A 16,653-nucleotide genomic window follows, 5' to 3' on the forward strand; every position below is an offset into this window, starting at 1 on the left:
CCATCTTCCATGGCGATCGGAGCAATCAGGGTAACACTCATCTTGACGTTGTCACCCGGCATAACCATTTCCACACCTTCCGGCAGTTCGCAAGAACCGGTTACGTCGGTAGTACGGAAGTAGAACTGCGGACGGTAGCCCTTGAAGAACGGAGTGTGACGACCACCTTCTTCTTTGGACAGCACGTACACTTCGCACTCGAACTTGGTGTGCGGAGTGATGGAACCCGGAACCGCCAGAACCTGACCACGCTCAACGTCGTCACGCTTGGTACCACGCAGCAGCGCACCAATGTTCTCACCAGCACGACCTTCGTCCAGAAGCTTGCGGAACATCTCAACACCGGTGCAGGTGGTCTTCTGGGTATCACGAATACCAACGATCTCAACTTCATCACCGGTCTTCAGGATGCCACGCTCAACACGGCCTGTTACAACAGTACCACGACCGGAGATGGAGAAGACGTCCTCGATTGGCATCAGGAACGGCTGATCGATCGCACGCTCCGGCTCAGGGATGTAGTCATCCAGAGCTTCTACCAGCTTCTTGACAGCGGTAGTACCCATCTCGTTGTCATCCTTGCCTTCCAGCGCCATCAGCGCGGAACCAGTGATGATCGGTGTGTCGTCGCCCGGGAAGTCGTACTGGCTCAGCAGATCACGAACTTCCATCTCGACCAGCTCGAGCAGCTCTTCATCGTCTACCATGTCCGCTTTGTTCAGGAACACAACGATGTAAGGTACGCCAACCTGACGGGACAGCAGGATGTGCTCACGGGTCTGCGGCATGGGGCCGTCAGCTGCGGAGCAAACCAGGATCGCGCCGTCCATCTGCGCCGCACCAGTGATCATGTTCTTAACATAGTCAGCGTGGCCCGGGCAGTCTACGTGAGCGTAGTGACGGGTCGGTGAATCGTACTCAACGTGAGAGGTGGCGATGGTGATACCACGCGCACGCTCTTCCGGCGCGTTATCGATCTGATCGAATGCGCTGGCGGTACCTGTACCCCAAACTTCGTGACATACGCGGGTCAGCGCTGCGGTCAGGGTGGTCTTACCATGGTCAACGTGACCGATGGTGCCTACGTTCAAGTGCGGTTTACTACGCTCAAATTTTTCTTTAGACACGGTTACACCTCTTCCTGTTTCTTAAGTCCTGGGGATCAACCCTTTTTAATGATCGCTTCGGCAATGTTCGAAGGCGCCTCTGAATAACCAGAGAACTCCATCGCGTAGGACGCCCGGCCTTGCGTTGCAGAACGCAGGTCGGTGGCGTAACCGAACATTTCCGACAACGGAACCTCTGCACGGATGACCTTACCGGCAGGACCTTCGTCCATGCCCTGGATGACACCACGACGACGGTTGAGGTCGCCAACAACATCACCCATGTAGTCTTCCGGCGTCACAACTTCAACACGCATGATCGGCTCGAGCAGTGCCGGGTTCGCCTCAAGGGCACCCTTCTTCATTGCCATGGAACCGGCGACCTTAAAGGCCATCTCGTTGGAGTCGACGTCGTGATAGGAACCGTCATACAGGGTTGCCTTGATACGCAGCAGCGGATACCCGGCCAGACAGCCGTTCTGCATCTGCTCTTCAATACCCTGTTGAACTGCCGGGATGTATTCCTTGGGAACAACACCACCAACAATCTCATTCACGAAGATAAAGTTTTCGCCATCTTCATCATCCAGCGGCAGCGGCTCAAGCTTCAGCTTGACGTGACCGTACTGACCACGACCACCGGACTGACGTACGAATTTGCCTTCGACGTCTACCGGCTTGCGGATGCACTCACGGTAGGCAACCTGCGGCTTACCGATGTTGGCCTCTACCTTGAACTCGCGACGCATACGGTCAACGATGATGTCCAGGTGAAGCTCACCCATACCGGAGATGATGGTCTGACCGGACTCCTCGTCGGTACGGACACGGAAAGACGGATCTTCCTGAGCCAGTTTACCGAGAGCAACGCCCATCTTTTCCTGGTCGGCCTTGGACTTCGGCTCAACCGCAACGGAAATTACCGGCTCCGGGAATTCCATGCGCTCGAGAATGATCTTGTGATTCTCGTCGCACAGGGTGTCACCAGTGGTCACACTCTTCAGACCGATAGCTGCGGCAATGTCGCCCGCCAGAACTTCTTTGATTTCCTGACGATCCTTCGAGTGCATCTGAACCATACGGCCGACGCGCTCTTTCTTGCCCTTCACCGAGTTGTAGACGGCATTACCGGACTCAAGCTTACCGGAGTAAACCCGGAAGAAGGTCAGAGTACCTACGAACGGGTCGGTAGCAATCTTGAACGCCAGAGCGGCGAACGGTGCATCGTCGTCAACCGGACGGGTTTCCTCGGTGCCTTCGTCGTCAACTTCACCACGAATGGCCTTGACTTCGTCCGGCGCAGGCAGGAACTCGATAACAGAGTCCAGAACCGCCTGAACACCCTTGTTCTTGAACGCAGAACCACAGGTAGCAACAACGATTTCGTTGGCCAGGGTGCGCATGCGCAGACCCTTCTTGATATCGTCGATGGACAGCTCACCTTCTTCGAGGTACTTCTCCATCAGCTCTTCGTTGGCTTCTGCGGCCGCTTCAACCATCTGCTCGCGGTACATGGCGACTTCGTCTGCCATTTCCGCGGGAACATCTTTCTGCTCGTAGGTCGCACCGGAGTCAGCTTCGTTCCAGTAGATGGCCTTGTTACGGATCAGGTCCACGATACCGGCAAAGTTGTCCTCAGCACCGATCGGCAGCTGAATGGGAACACAGTTTGCGCCCAGACGCTTCTTGATCTGCTCAACAACGCGCAGGAAGTTGGCACCGGCACGGTCCATCTTGTTGACGAACACCATGCGGGGAACTTCGTATTTGTTGGCCTGGCGCCATACGGTCTCGGACTGGGGCTCAACACCGGAGGAACCACAGAACACAACAACCGCACCATCAAGCACACGCAGGGAGCGCTCTACTTCGATAGTGAAGTCAACGTGCCCCGGGGTGTCGATGATGTTGATCCGGTGCTCAGGGTACTGCTTGTCCATACCCTGCCAGAATGTCGTAGTCGCAGCAGAGGTGATGGTAATACCACGCTCCTGCTCCTGCTCCATCCAGTCCATGGTAGCTGCACCATCATGGACCTCACCGATCTTGTGGGAAATACCTGTATAGAACAGGACCCGCTCGGTGGTTGTGGTTTTGCCCGCATCAACGTGCGCACAAATACCAATGTTTCTGTAACGCTTGATAGGAGTCTTGCGTGCCACTGTATAAACCTCGGCTGATTAGAAACGGAAGTGAGAGAACGCCTTGTTGGCTTCTGCCATGCGGTGAACATCTTCACGCTTCTTAACAGCGGAGCCTTTGCTGTCAGCGGCGTCCAGGATTTCACCAGCCAGACGCTGAGCCATGGACTTCTCACCGCGCTTCCGTGAATATTCGACGAGCCAGCGCATGGCCAGCGCGTTCTGACGGGAAGGCCGTACTTCGACAGGCACCTGGTAAGTAGCACCACCCACACGACGGGACTTAACCTCAACCATCGGCTGGATGTTCTCCAGGGCCTTCTCGAACATGTCGATCGGCTCTTCCTTGGATTTCTCGGCAACAATATCCAGAGCGCCGTAAACAATGCGCTCTGCGGTAGACTTCTTGCCACTTTCCATCACGTGGTTGATGAACTTGGCAAGACGTGCACTGCCGAATTTCGGATCCGGGATAATTTCCCGTTTAGCTGCAACTCTTCTTCTAGGCATCGATAAGCCCTTATATATCTAAAAGGTCTTCAGGAACCCCTGAGATAGCAAATGCTACTCAGCCTTACTCTTACCGTTCTGACAAGCAACGATAAAAGACACCCGCTCGGGACATCAGGACTTGGGTCGTTTTGCACCGTACTTGGAGCGGCCCTGCTTACGGTTCTGCACACCCTGGGTGTCCAGCGTTCCGCGAACAGTGTGATAGCGCACACCCGGAAGGTCTTTTACTCGACCACCACGGATCAGCACAACACTGTGCTCCTGAAGGTTGTGACCTTCACCACCAATGTATGAGGAAACCTCGTAGCCGTTGGTCAGACGAACACGGCACACTTTACGCAGTGCTGAGTTCGGCTTCTTCGGCGTTGTGGTGTATACACGAGTGCACACACCACGGCGCTGAGGGCAGGCCTGGAGAGCAGGAACGTCGCTCTTGGCTACCTTGCGCTTACGAGGCTTACGCACCAACTGATTAATCGTTGCCATGTAAGCAAACTCCAAAAAACCATATCAATGAAACTTACCCCCTGTGCAGGGGGTAAAATTTAAGGGACGCAAGTGTAAGCCTGCGCCCCCGGACAGTCAAGATGACTGATCTCTTTTTGACCACCTCCCGGGTAGGTAACTACCCGGAGGCAGTGCGCCGGCCCAACTCAGCTTTCGCGGTTGAGCTCGGCACTCAGAGCTTCTTCCACGTCGGCCGCAGTCACGCCCTGCTCTTCCAGATCGCGCTTGCGACGACGCTCGTTGTGGTATGCCAGACCGGTACCGGCCGGAATCAGTCGACCAACCACAACGTTTTCCTTCAGGCCGCGCAGGTAATCACGCTTACCGGTAACCGCACCTTCGGTGAGCACCCGGGTGGTTTCCTGGAACGAAGCCGCAGAAATGAACGACTCGGTGGCCAGGGAAGCCTTGGTGATACCCAGCAACAGACGCTCGAACCGCGCCGGTTCTTTGTCGGCTGCATCGGCCTTCTCGTTCTCTTCCAGCACCTGGGTGATTTCCACCTGATCACCGGAAAGCAGGGTCGTATCACCCGGATCGGTGATTTCGACCTTGCGCAGCATCTGTCGAACGATAACCTCGATGTGTTTATCGTTGATGACAACGCCCTGCAGACGGTAAACGTCCTGGATCTCGTTGGTGATGTACTTGGCCAGCTCGACCACACCCAGCAGACGCAGAATGTCGTGCGGGTTGGACGGGCCGTCAGAAATCACCTCGCCCTTCTCAACCGTTTCACCTTCGAAGACGTTGAGCTGACGGTGCTTCGGAATCAGCACTTCGTAAGCGTCACCGTCTTTCGGCGTGATCACCAGGCGCTTCTTGCCCTTGGTTTCCTTACCGAAGGACACCACACCGCTGATTTCAGCAAGAATGGACGATTCCTTCGGACGACGGGCTTCGAACAGGTCGGCAACCCGCGGAAGACCACCCGTGATATCCCGGGTCTTGGAGCTTTCTTGCGGGATCCGGGCTACCACATCACCCAGCTCGACATTGGCGCCGTTGGCCATGGTGACCAAGGCGTTCGCCGGCAGGAAGAAGATCGCCGTGCCGCCGCCCGGCAGCTCAACCTCTTCGCCCTTGTCGTCCACCAGCTGGATGGCCGGACGAATGTCCTTACCAGCGGCTGGACGTTCTTTAGAGTCAATAACCTCCATGGTGGACAGACCGGTGAGCTCGTCCGCCTGGGTACGGACAGTGATGCCCTCCTCCATGTTGACGAACTTGGCTGTACCCTTGGCTTCCGCGATGATCGGGTGCGTATGCGGGTCCCACTTGGCAACTACAACACCGGCCTCTACCTGATCGCCATTCTTCACGGAGAGCACAGCGCCGTACGGCAGCTTATACCACTCGCGCTCACGACCCTGCTCGTCCGCAATGGCCAGGGCAGAAGAACGGGAAACCACTACCAGGGAACCATCGATCTTCTCGATAGACTTCAGGTTGTGCAGGCGCACGGTACCGCCGTGCTTGACCTGGATGTTATCCACAGCGGAAGCCCGGCTCGCGGCACCACCGATGTGGAAGGTCCGCATGGTCAGCTGGGTACCCGGCTCACCGATGGACTGAGCTGCGATAACACCAACGGCCTCACCCACGTTGACCTCATGGCCACGGGCCAGATCGCGGCCATAGCACTTGGAACAGATGCCGTGGCGGGTCTCACAGGTAATGGCAGAGCGAACCCAGATTTCGTCAACACCCGCGCGCTCCACCATCTCGACGGTTTTCTCGTCGAGCAGGGTACCGGCAGGCACAACAGCATTGTCCTTGTCGGTCGGTGTAAACACGTCACGCGCGGTCACTCGACCCAGAACCCGGTCACCCAGGGGCACAACAACGTCGCCACCCTCGATGTGCGGCGTCATCAGCAGACCTTCATCGGTGCCACAGTCAGGCTCGGTAACCACCAGATCCTGGGACACGTCGACCAGACGACGGGTGAGATAACCGGAGTTCGCGGTCTTCAGGGCGGTATCTGCCAGACCCTTACGGGCACCGTGCGTGGAAATGAAGTACTGCAGTACGTTCAGACCTTCACGGAAGTTCGCGGTAATCGGCGTCTCAATGATGGAGCCGTCCGGTTTGGCCATCAGGCCACGCATACCAGACAACTGACGGATCTGGGCAGCGGAACCCCGGGCACCGGAGTCCGCCATCATGTACACGGAGTTGAAGGACTCCTGCATGAGATCCTCGCCGTCCTCACCCTTCACCGGCTGGCCGTCGGGACCAATCACCTGCTCCTTGGACAAACGCTCCATCATGGCCTTGGAGACCTTGTCGTTGGCCCGGGACCAGATGTCGATAACCTTGTTGTACTTCTCGCCCTGGGTCAGAAGACCGGACGCGTACTGGGTCTCGATGTCCTTCACCTCTGCGGAGGCGGCGTCTACCAGCTCGTACTTCTCCGGCGGAATCTCGAAATCGTTGAAACCGATGGAGATGCCCGACACGGTGGCGTAGTGATATCCCATATACATCAGCTGATCCGCGAAGATAACGGTGTCTTTCAGACCCGCATCGCGATAGCAGGTGTTGATCAGGTTGGAGATCGCCTTCTTGACCATCGGCTTGTTGATCAGCTCGTAGGACAGGCCATCCGGCACGATGTCGAACAACAGCGCCCGACCAACCGTGGTATCAACAATCTTGTATTCTTCGGTGCGAGAGCCATCTTCAGCAATCGCTACTTCCTTCACACGAACCTTGACGATCGCCTGAAGGTCGACCTTGCCAGCGCCGTAGGCACGATGTGCCTCTTTGACGTCGGCAAACACCATACCCTCGCCCAGGGCGCTCTTGCGCTCACGGGTCATGTAGTACAGCCCGAGTACCACGTCTTGGGACGGCACGATGATCGGCTCGCCGTTAGCCGGCGACAGTACGTTGTTGGTGGACATCATCAACGCACGGGCTTCGAGCTGGGCTTCCAGGGTCAGCGGTACGTGCACCGCCATCTGGTCACCGTCAAAGTCGGCGTTGTACGCAGCACACACCAGCGGGTGCAACTGGATGGCCTTACCTTCGATCAGAACCGGCTCGAACGCCTGGATACCCAGACGGTGCAGGGTCGGCGCACGGTTCAGCATGATGGGGTGCTCACGGATGACTTCGTCCAGGATATCCCAGACCACGCCTTCCTCACGCTCAACCATCTTCTTGGCGGCCTTGATGGTGGTCGCCAGGCCGCGGTGCTCGAGCTTGGAGAAGATAAACGGCTTGAACAGTTCCAGCGCCATCTTCTTGGGCAGACCACACTGGTGCAGGCGCAGGTAGGGACCTACCACGATCACCGAACGACCGGAGTAGTCCACACGTTTACCCAGCAGGTTCTGACGGAAACGACCCTGCTTACCCTTGATCATGTCGGCCAGGGACTTCAGCGGGCGCTTGTTAGTGCCGGTGATGGCACGGCCACGACGACCGTTGTCCAGCAGCGCATCAACCGCTTCCTGAAGCATCCGCTTCTCGTTGCGCACGATGATGTCCGGCGCGTTCAGTTCCAGCAGGCGCTTGAGACGGTTGTTCCGGTTAATCACCCGACGGTAAAGATCGTTCAGATCAGAGGTCGCGAAGCGGCCACCGTCCAGCGGTACCAGCGGACGCAGATCCGGCGGCAGAACCGGCAGCACGGTCATCACCATGTCGCCCGGCTTGTTGCCGGAGTACAGGAACGCCTCAAGAATCTTCAGACGCTTGCTGAACTTCTTGATCTTGGTTTCGGAGTTGGTCTGCGGGATTTCCTCACGCAGTGCATCAACCTCTTCCTGCAGATCGATACCTTCGAGGAGCTCCTTGACCGCTTCGGCACCCATGCGGGCGTCGAACTCGTCACCGAATTCTTCCAGGGCTTCGTAATACTGCTCGTCGTTCAGCAGCTGCCCTTTCTCCAGGGTGGTCATCCCCGGATCGATCACGATAAAGGATTCGAAGTACAGGACCCGCTCGATATCGCGCAGGGTCATGTCCAGCATCAGGCCAATGCGGGACGGCAGTGACTTCAGGAACCAGATGTGGGCGACCGGGCTGGCCAGCTCGATATGGCCCATGCGCTCACGACGCACGCTGGCCAGTGCAACCTCAACACCACACTTCTCGCAGATGACGCCGCGGTGCTTGAGGCGCTTGTACTTACCGCACAGGCACTCGTAGTCCTTGATCGGGCCGAAGATCTTGGCACAGAAAAGACCGTCGCGCTCCGGCTTGAAGGTACGGTAGTTAATGGTCTCAGGCTTCTTCACTTCGCCAAAGGACCAGGAACGAATCATGTCAGGCGACGCCAGGCCAATGCGGATGGCGTCGAATTCCTTGCTTTGGTTCTGGCTCTTGAGAAGATTCAGCAAATCTTTCATCAGTAAAAGCTCCGGATGGCGTTAATCTCGGGCGGGCACTTCGCGTGCCCGCTCACGCTGCCAAAAACTATTCGGCTCACTCGGATTCCAGCTCGATGTCGATACCCAGCGAGCGGATTTCCTTGACAAGAACGTTGAAGGATTCGGGCATGCCCGGCTCCATCCGATGATCGCCATCGACAATGTTCTTGTACATCTTGGTCCGACCGTTCACGTCATCAGACTTGACGGTGAGCATCTCCTGCAGCGTGTAAGCTGCGCCGTAGGCCTCAAGGGCCCACACTTCCATCTCACCGAAGCGCTGGCCACCGAACTGCGCCTTACCACCCAGCGGCTGCTGGGTAACCAGGCTGTAAGAACCGGTGGAACGAGCGTGCATCTTGTCGTCGATCAGGTGGTTCAGCTTCAGGATGTACATGTAGCCAACCGTCACCGGGCGGTCGAACGCATCACCGGTGCGACCATCATAAAGCTTGGTCTGCCCCGTTGTGCTCATACCCGCCAGCTCAAGCATACGCTTGACCTCGGCTTCCTTGGCGCCATCGAATACCGGCGTTGCCATGGGCACGCCGCCCCGAAGGTTGTGGCACATCTCCAGGATTTCCTTGTCGGACAGGGAATCCAGATCCACCTTGAACACTTCGTCTGAGTGATTGTAGATCTCATCCAGGAGCTTGCGTAATTCAGCTACCTTGCGCTGCTCGTCCAGCATCTGGCTGATACGCTCACCCAGACCCTTCGCTGCCGCGCCCAGGTGAGTCTCAAGCACCTGACCTACGTTCATCCGCGAGGGAACACCCAGCGGGTTCAGAACTACGTCAACCGTGTTGCCGTGCTCGTCGTAAGGCATGTCTTCGATCGGCATAACCGAGGAAATAACACCCTTGTTACCGTGACGACCGGCCATCTTGTCACCCGGCTGGATACGACGCTTGATAGCCAGGTATACCTTGACGATTTTCAGTACGCCCGGTGCGAGATCGTCGCCCTGCTGAAGCTTGCCTTTCTTGTCGTCAAAGCGCGCTTCGTGTTCCTTCTTGCGCTCTTCCAGACCCTGCTCGGATTTCTCCAGCAGTTCGTTCAAGCCCTCATCTTTCATCCGGAGCTTGAACCAGTCGGAACGCGGCAGCTCAGCCAGGTAGCTCTCGTCCAGGGTAGCGCCCTTCTTCAGGCCCGGCCCACTGATCACTTCCTGCCCTTTCAGAGCACTCATCAGACGCTCGAATGTGGCACCTTCGACAATCCGGTACTCGTCCTTCAGATCCTTGCGGTACTGGTCCAACTGCTCTTTCTCGATGGACTGGGCACGCTGATCCTTCTCGATACCGTCGCGGGTAAAGACCTGCACGTCGATAACGGTGCCGCGGGTACCTGTCGGCACACGGGAGGAGGTGTCCTTCACATCAGACGCCTTCTCACCGAAGATGGCACGCAGCAGCTTTTCTTCTGGTGTCAGCTGGGTTTCACCTTTCGGTGTTACCTTGCCTACCAGTATGTCGCCGGGGCCAACTTCAGCACCGATGTAAACAATACCGGACTCATCCAGCTTGGACAGCGCACTTTCACCAACGTTCGGAATATCCGCGGTAATTTCTTCGCTACCCAGCTTGGTATCCCGAGCCACACAGGTCAGTTCCTGGATGTGGATGGTGGTCAGGCGATCTTCCTGCACCACTTTCTCGGAGATGAGGATGGAGTCCTCAAAGTTGTAACCGTTCCAGGGCATGAACGCGATGCGCATGTTCTGCCCCAGGGCCAGTTCACCGAGATCCACGGACGGACCGTCGGCCAGCACGTCGCCACGGGCAATCACGTCACCCTGACGCACGATGGAACGCTGGTTGATACAGGTGTTCTGGTTTGAACGGGTGTACTTGGTCAGGTTGTAGATATCCACACCTGCATCACCCGCTTCGGTTTCCTCGTTATTGACACGAACTACGATACGGGCCGCGTCGACACTCTCAATCACACCGCCACGACGGGCCGTGACACAGACACCGGAGTCCTGCGCCACCGTACGCTCTACACCCGTACCTACGAGAGGTACCTGGGAACGCAGGGTCGGAACCGCCTGACGCTGCATGTTGGCACCCATCAGTGCCCGGTTGGCGTCGTCGTGCTCGAGGAACGGAATCAGAGACGCAGCCACCGAAACTACCTGGCGCGGAGAGACGTCCATGAAGTTGACGCTTTCCGGCGGAGTAACGGTAAATTCGTTCTGATGGCGAACGGTAACCAGCTCGTCAGTCAGACGCTTGGTCTTCTCGTCCATGGCTGCGCTGGCCTGGGCAATGACGTAGTTGCTCTCCTCGATAGCGGACAGGTAAACCACTTCATCGGTGACCACGCCATTTTCGACCTTCCGGTACGGGCTCTCGAGGAAACCGTAGGAGTTGGACCGCGCATAAGTCGCCAGCGAGTTGATCAGACCGATGTTCGGACCTTCCGGCGTTTCGATCGGACATACGCGACCGTAGTGGGTCGGGTGTACGTCACGAACCTCAAAGCCTGCACGCTCACGGGTCAGACCGCCAGGGCCCAACGCAGAGATACGACGCTTGTGCGTGACCTCGGAGAGCGGGTTGTTCTGGTCCATGAACTGGGACAACTGGCTGGAGCCGAAGAATTCTTTAACCGCGGCAGCCACCGGCTTGGCGTTAATCAGATCCTGCGGCATCAGGCCTTCACTTTCAGCAAGGCTCAGACGCTCACGAACCGCGCGCTCAACGCGCACAAGCCCGACACGGAACTGGTTTTCGGCCATTTCGCCAACACAGCGAACACGACGGTTACCCAGGTTATCGATGTCGTCCACATTGCCCTGGCCGTTACGGATATCGATCAGAGTCTTCAGAACATCGATGATGTCTTCGTGAGTCAGCGTGCCTTCACCGGTGCTCTCTTCACGGCGCAGACGACGGTTGAGCTTCATCCGGCCAACCGCAGACAGGTCGTACCGCTCTTCAGAGAAAAACAGGTTGTTGAACAGATTCTCAGCCGACTCCTTGGTGGGCGGCTCACCCGGGCGCATCATACGGTAGATCTCAACCAGCGCTTCCAGCGGCGTGCGGGTCGGATCGATACGCAGGGTGTCGGACATGAAGGGTCCGCAGTCCAGGTCGTTGGTGTAAAGGGTTTCGATTTCCTTCACGCCAGCGTCGAGGATCTTGGTAACCAGCTCTTCGGTCAGCTCAGAGTTACACTCAACCAGCACTTCCCCAGAAGCCTGATCGATCATGTCTTTGGCCAGTACGCGGCCGTACAGGTACTCGGTTGGCACCTCGAGCTCGTTGATACCGGCTTTTTCCAACTGCTTGATGTGGCGAGCAGTAATCCGGCGGCCTTCCTCAACAATCACGTTGCCGTCATTGTCTTTGATATCGAAGGTCGCAATGTCACCACGCAGACGGCTCGGCACCAGCTCCAGCTTGCACACTTCCGCGCCCAGGCTGAACTTACTGGTTTCGAAGAACATATCGAGCATCTGCTCGGAGGTGTAGCCCAGGGCACGAAGCAGTATCGACGCCGGCAGCTTACGGCGACGGTCGATACGAACGAACACGGAGTCCTTCGGGTCGAACTCGAAGTCCAGCCAGGAACCACGGTAAGGAATCACCCGAGCCGAGTACAGAAGCTTGCCTGAGGAATGGGTCTTGCCCTTGTCGTGATCGAAGAACACACCTGGAGAACGGTGGAGCTGGGAAACAATAACACGCTCGGTACCATTGATAACGAAGGTACCGTTCTCGGTCATCAGGGGCATTTCGCCCATGTAGACTTCCTGCTCTTTAATGTCCTTGATCGCCTTGTTGGACGATTCCTTATCGTAAATGATAAGGCGGACCTTCACCCGCAGCGGCGCTGCATAGGTTACGCCCCTAAGCTGGCATTCCTTGACATCAAAAACCGGCTCGCCAATACGATAACTGACGTATTCGAGCGCGGCATTGCCAGAGTAACTGACAATCGGGAATACGGATTTGAATGCTGCGTGAAGACCGGTTTCCCGGCGGTCTTCAGGAGCGGCTTCCATTTGGAGGAAGTCCCGGAACGAATCCAGCTGAATAGACAGCAAATAGGGGACGTCCATCACGGAAGGCAATTTACTAAAATCTTTGCGAATCCGCTTTTTCTCAGTGTAGGAGTAAGTCATCTGCATTCCCCAGCTTTAGACCTGATACCTGGTATCAAGAAGCAACCAATGTTCTGCTTCGGGGCCGAATTGCTCGGCTTGTCGCGCCGTCTTGAACAAGACTCTGGCTGTAGGTTATAGATCTGACATCAACCTGCAATTGCTCACCAGACTCTATAGCATATACAACAGAAAAAGGCCGGTGGCCCAAAGCCACCAGCCTGTCCATGCTTATTGCACGGTTTCGATCAACAGCCGACTCTTACTTGAGCTCAACAGAAGCGCCTGCTTCCTCAAGCTTCTTCTTGGCTTCTTCAGCGTCGTCTTTGCTAGCGCCTTCCTTGATAACGGAAGGAGCGCTGTCGACCATTTCCTTAGCTTCTTTCAGACCCAGGCCGGTCAGTTCACGAACGGCCTTGATTACGTTTACTTTCTTCTCACCAGGACCGGTAAGTACAACGTCAAACTCGGTCTGCTCTTCAGCAGCGGCTTCGCCACCACCAGCAGCGGCCGGAGCAGCGGCAACGGCTGCAGCGGCGGATACACCGAATTTTTCTTCCATTGCTTCAACCAGCGCAACAACGTCCATTACGCTCATTTCAGCAATTGCGTTCAAAATGTCTTCGTTAGACAGAGCCATGACTTTCTCCCAAAAATATAAAAAATGGTGTTCAACAGAATCAAGCAGCTTCTTGCTTCTGGTCGCGAACTGCCGCTACAGCACGAGTCACTTTCGAAGGAACTTCGTTCAGTGTCCGTGCCAGCTTGGTGATCGGTGCCTGTGTTACAGCGGCCAGCATTGTCAGTGCTTCGTGACGTGTTGGCAGCTTGGCAAGACGGTCGATCTGGTCTGCACCCATCAGCTCTCCGCCGACGGCCAGGCCTTTAATCTCGAACGCTTCTTTCTCTTTGGCAAAATCCTTCAGCAGACGCGCTGCCGCGCCCGGATCTTCCATAGAGAATGCCAGAATGGTCGGACCAACCAGGGCTTCGTCGATGCACTCGAACTCGGTACCACGAATCGCAATCTTAGCGAGGTTGTTACGAACAACCTTCAGACGCACGTTTTCGGCACGAGCCTTGGCACGAAGCGCCGTCATGTCACCAGAGGTAACACCACGGTAGTCAGCCATAACCACAGACAGAGCACCACCGGCAGTCTCGTTGACTTCAGCGACGATCGCTTTCTTGTCTTCGAGTCTAATTGCCACTGGATTTCTCCTCGATTTCGCCGGGTCTTCCCGGCAAACCCACATATACCCCTCGCGGGGCTCCTAACGGTGTTTGGGTTCAGAGAGAACGTCTTCACACCGTCTGCGCAGGCGTTGCTTTAACCCTTGTGACCCTCTGCATGCAGAGGGTCTCGGGGGCCTGCGGTCTTTGACAGCCTTGGCTTCCGCCCAGACTACAAAGCAACTACCAATCAAAGGATCAAATAGCGAGACCGCTCTGATCGATAGTCAGGCCAGGACCCATAGTCGAGGAAATGGTGATCTTCTTGAGATACACACCTTTCGCCGACGAGGGCTTGGCCTTTTTCAGATCTGCCACCAGAGCCTCAAGGTTTTCCTTGATGTTCTGGGCAGAGAATTCAACGTTACCCAGCGGAGCGTGGATAATGCCGTTTTTGTCGGTACGGTAACGAACCTGACCAGCCTTGGCGTTTTTGACCGCAGTCTCGACGTCAGGGGTCACGGTGCCGACCTTCGGGTTCGGCATCAGGCCACGGGGACCAAGGATCTGGCCCAGCTGACCAACAACACGCATGGCATCCGGAGTGGCGATAACCACGTCGAAATCCATGTTGCCTTTTTTCACTTCATCCGCCAGATCGTCCATACCGACAACGTCTGCACCAGCAGCGGTTGCTTTTTCGGCATTGGCGCCCTGGGTGAACACAGCAACACGAACGGTTTTGCCGGTACCGTGCGGCAGCACGGTGCTGCTACGAACAACCTGATCGGATTTACGCGCGTCAACGCCCAGGTTGACGGCCACGTCGACAGACTCTTTGAATTTCACGTTTTGGCCCAGTTCGACCAGCAGTGCAACTGCCTCGTCAACCGAGTAAGAGCGAGTAGAGTCTACCTTTTCACGAATAAGCTTCTGACGCTTGCTCAGCTTTGCCATGTTACAGGCCCTCCACGTTCAGGCCCATGCTGCGGGCGGTTCCTGCAATGGTACGCACCGCTGCGTCCATATCAGCAGCAGTCAGATCCGGCTCTTTGGTCTTGGCGATCTCTTCAAGCTGCTCGCGGGTCACGGTACCGACTTTCTCGGTGTTCGGACGACCAGAGCCGCTCTTGATACCAGCAGCCTTCAAAAGAAGAACCGGTGCAGGCGGGGTCTTGGTAATAAAGGTAAAGCTACGATCACTGTAGACGGTGATCACAGTTGGAATCGGCAGACCAGGCTCCATGTCCTGGGTCTGGGCGTTGAACGCCTTGCAGAATTCCATGATGTTTACGCCGCGCTGACCCAGCGCAGGACCAACGGGGGGACTCGGGTTGGCCTTACCGGCAGCAACCTGAAGCTTGATGTACGCTTCAATCTTCTTTGCCATGATAGATCTCCTATGGGTTCAAACGCCTTTCGGCTCCCCGGTTTTTTACAACTGCCAAGAGCAGACACAAAAAGCCCGCGTCGCTTGAGCGCGCGAGCTTTCAGATTCTTCGTTGCCGGTCAGTCCTTCTCGACCTGCCCAAACTCCAACTCTACCGGAGTGGAACGCCCGAAAATCAGAACAGCAACTTTGACTCGACTCTTGTCGTAGTCAACTTCCTCAACCACGCCATTGAAGTCCGCAAACGGCCCCTCAATAACACGAACAATCTCACCCGGCTCGAATAGAGTCTTCGGCTTGGGCTTATCAGCGCCACTCTCTACCCGGCGCAGGATTGCTTCCGCTTCCTTTTCGGTGATTGGCGCAGGCTTATCCTTGGTACCACCAATGAAGCCAAGGACTCGCGGAGTATTCTTTACAAGGTGCCACGTCGCGTCGTCCATTTCCATCTGGACCAGTACGTACCCGGGATAGAACTTGCGCTCACTCTTGCGCTTCTTTCCCTCTCGCATCTCAACGACTTCCTCGGTCGGAACCAGGATTTCGCCGAAACGGTCTTCCATCTCATGCAGCGCAACGCGCTCCTTGAGAGTGCGCATTACCTGCTTCTCGAAGCCAGAATACGCATGAACGACGTACCAGCGCTTAGCCATTGCCCACTCCTGTTAACCGATAAACCCGGCGACCAGCCAGCTGATCAGCGAGTCCATACCCCACAACAAAAGAGCCACAACCAGCACAAACACCACAACAATCGCTGTCGTCTGCACGAGCTCGGGCCTGGTGGGCCATACCACTTTCCGGATCTCTACTCTCGCCTCCTTCAGCAGCGTCGCGAAACGACGACCGCGGTCGGTCTGGAGGGCAACAAGCGCCGCCACAATGGCGAGACCTACAAGAGCCAGAACCCGATACAGCAGAGACTCGGCACTAAAATACTGATTCCCCACCACACCGATGGCGATCAGAACGAAAACAACCAGCCACTTCAGGAAATCGAAACGGCTGGCTGACTGAACGGCTTTTGACTCCATAGGAATCAACTTATGTATCCGGATGTTAAAAAATGGCAGGCCAGGAGGGAATCGAACCCCCAACCTGCGGTTTTGGAGACCGCTGCTCTGCCAATTGAGCTACTGGCCTGCACCGAAACAACTCAGCGCACTTACTTTCGAGTCAATTACTCGATGATCTTGGAGACTACGCCGGCACCAACGGTACGGCCGCCTTCACGAATCGCGAAGCGCAGACCATCTTCCATGGCGATCGGAGCAATCAGGGTAACACTCATCTTGACGTTGTCACCCGGCATAACCATTTCCACACC

Annotated in this window: 12 protein-coding genes, 1 tRNA gene and 1 pseudogene; all 14 read right to left on the reverse strand. The window is 56.3% G+C overall.

The features are described 5' to 3' along the window. Nucleotides 1–1,127 (reverse strand): elongation factor Tu (gene tuf / locus WA411_RS18915; RefSeq protein ID WP_336119310.1); only part of this gene is annotated, 1,127 nt, incomplete at its 3' end. 35 nt (nt 1,128–1,162) lie between these two features. Next, the gene (fusA, locus tag WA411_RS18920; protein WP_153634814.1) at nt 1,163–3,268 is read right to left on the reverse strand and encodes an elongation factor G; all 2,106 of its coding nucleotides are present in this window, start codon (nt 3,266–3,268) and stop codon (nt 1,163–1,165) included. A gap of 18 nt (nt 3,269–3,286) precedes the next feature. Continuing rightward, complete coding sequence (gene rpsG, locus WA411_RS18925) at nt 3,287–3,757, reverse strand: 30S ribosomal protein S7 (protein ID WP_008174847.1); 471 nt, start codon at nt 3,755–3,757, stop codon at nt 3,287–3,289. Between the two features lie 114 nt (nt 3,758–3,871). Beyond that, the gene (rpsL, locus tag WA411_RS18930; protein ID WP_008174844.1) at nt 3,872–4,246 is read right to left on the reverse strand and encodes a 30S ribosomal protein S12; all 375 of its coding nucleotides are present in this window, start codon (nt 4,244–4,246) and stop codon (nt 3,872–3,874) included. A 167-nt stretch (nt 4,247–4,413) separates the two neighbouring features. Continuing rightward, the gene (gene rpoC / locus WA411_RS18935; protein ID WP_069184022.1) at nt 4,414–8,628 is read right to left on the reverse strand and encodes a DNA-directed RNA polymerase subunit beta'; all 4,215 of its coding nucleotides are present in this window, start codon (nt 8,626–8,628) and stop codon (nt 4,414–4,416) included. A gap of 76 nt (nt 8,629–8,704) precedes the next feature. Next, a complete protein-coding gene (rpoB, locus tag WA411_RS18940; protein ID WP_291910492.1) occupies nt 8,705–12,784 on the reverse strand; it encodes a DNA-directed RNA polymerase subunit beta in 4,080 nt (1,359 codons plus the stop codon). A gap of 241 nt (nt 12,785–13,025) precedes the next feature. After that, on the reverse strand, nt 13,026–13,403 hold the full coding sequence (rplL, locus tag WA411_RS18945; RefSeq protein ID WP_069184021.1) for a 50S ribosomal protein L7/L12: 378 nt from the start codon (nt 13,401–13,403) through the stop codon (nt 13,026–13,028). 40 nt (nt 13,404–13,443) lie between these two features. Continuing rightward, nucleotides 13,444–13,974, reverse strand: coding sequence for a 50S ribosomal protein L10 (rplJ, locus tag WA411_RS18950; protein WP_064228578.1), 531 nt, complete (start codon nt 13,972–13,974; stop codon nt 13,444–13,446). 220 nt (nt 13,975–14,194) lie between these two features. Beyond that, on the reverse strand, nt 14,195–14,893 hold the full coding sequence (gene rplA / locus WA411_RS18955) for a 50S ribosomal protein L1 (RefSeq protein WP_008174833.1): 699 nt from the start codon (nt 14,891–14,893) through the stop codon (nt 14,195–14,197). 1 nt (nt 14,894) lies between these two features. Continuing rightward, nucleotides 14,895–15,326, reverse strand: a complete 432-nt coding sequence (rplK, locus tag WA411_RS18960; RefSeq protein ID WP_008174831.1) for a 50S ribosomal protein L11 — start codon at nt 15,324–15,326, stop codon at nt 14,895–14,897. A 119-nt stretch (nt 15,327–15,445) separates the two neighbouring features. Beyond that, nucleotides 15,446–15,979 (reverse strand): transcription termination/antitermination protein NusG, encoded by a 534-nt coding sequence (gene nusG, locus WA411_RS18965; protein ID WP_069184020.1) that lies wholly within the window; start codon nt 15,977–15,979, stop codon nt 15,446–15,448. Nucleotides 15,980–15,991: 12 nt separating this feature from the next. Beyond that, nucleotides 15,992–16,360 (reverse strand): preprotein translocase subunit SecE, encoded by a 369-nt coding sequence (secE, locus tag WA411_RS18970; RefSeq protein WP_064228582.1) that lies wholly within the window; start codon nt 16,358–16,360, stop codon nt 15,992–15,994. Nucleotides 16,361–16,393: 33 nt separating this feature from the next. Then, nucleotides 16,394–16,469 (reverse strand) — tRNA-Trp (locus WA411_RS18975). Nucleotides 16,470–16,506: 37 nt separating this feature from the next. Then, nucleotides 16,507–16,653, reverse strand: a pseudogene (tuf, locus tag WA411_RS18980) (elongation factor Tu); the annotation flags it as partial.

The organism is Marinobacter sp. CH_CUG1437-1 (assembly GCF_037029655.1).
Lineage (GTDB): Bacteria > Pseudomonadota > Gammaproteobacteria > Pseudomonadales > Oleiphilaceae > Marinobacter > Marinobacter salsuginis.